The 1,011-nt window shown below is 71.6% G+C and carries 1 pseudogene; it reads right to left on the bottom strand.

Annotated features, from left to right (window positions below):
* A pseudogene (locus JCM9942_RS16740) lies at positions 1-1,011 on the bottom strand (translocation/assembly module TamB domain-containing protein); the annotation flags it as partial.

Raw genomic sequence — 1,011 nt, 5'->3', positions numbered from 1 at the left:
CGCCTCCACCGCGCGGGCGTGCAGCTGCAGCGTGCCGTTGTCCCCGCTCCACGGCAGTTGCCCGGTGAGGCTGACCTGGCCGGCCTTCCAGTCCTCCCATTGCAGGCCACTGCCGCGCAGATCGGCGGTGATATCCGGCTGGCGGGGGGTACCGCGCAGGCGCAGCGTGCCGGCCAGCGTACCGCTGCTGCCGGGAAGAAGATCGGACAGATGCAACGGCTCCAGCCGGGCATCCACGTCCAGCCGATCGCCCACCTTGCCCGTGGCCTGGAGGCGGCTGTCGCCCATCACCAGACGCACATCGCCCTCGCCCTGGGTACCCCGCAGGGCCAGCTTGGCGCGTGCGTCCACCGCGCGACCGCGCAGCCGGCCCTTCAGCTGCGGCACGTCCAGCGTGGCCTCGAAACGCAGCTCGTCACTGCCCGCCGGTGCGGGCAGCTGCGTGCCGGTCGAGGCCAGCGTGCCGGACAGCTCGCCCTCCCAGCCGGGCACGAAATAGCCCGGATCGAAGCGGGCCAGGGTGGCGTCCACATCCCATGCCAGCACCGGGGCCCATGCCGCCGAACCGCTCAGTGCCAGTGAACCGCCCGGCATGGTGGCGGTGAGCTGCTCGATCCGCGCCTGCTGGTCGTTGCCGCGCACATCGAAATCGAGCTGCGCGCCCTGCGCCTCGCGCGCCACCTCGGCCTTGCCGATCGCCGCCCAGTTCTTCAGGTTGCCGGCCACGCCCAGGCGTGCCTCCTTCAGGTGCAGCGGTACCGGCGTGCGGTCGGCCACCGTGGGATCGGGTTCGGGGGTGAAGGTGAGCTGCTGGGCCACCACGGCAAAGCGGAAGCCCGGGTTCTGCGCATCACTGAAGTCGGCCGTGCCCTGCAGCCGGACAGTGCCCCCGAAAGCTTCGGCCACCAGCGGGGCGACGGTCAGCACCTGGTTTTCCAGCATCACATGGGACGGCGCCAGTACCAGTTCGTTCTCGCCCTGGCGCACCCGGCCGCGCAGCTGCGCCTTGCC

Origin of the sequence: Stenotrophomonas pictorum JCM 9942, assembly GCF_001310775.1 — a bacterium.
GTDB lineage: Bacteria > Pseudomonadota > Gammaproteobacteria > Xanthomonadales > Xanthomonadaceae > Stenotrophomonas > Stenotrophomonas pictorum.
The sequence above is the reverse complement of the archived record's forward strand: the minus strand, read 5'-3'. Positions and strand labels throughout refer to the sequence as shown.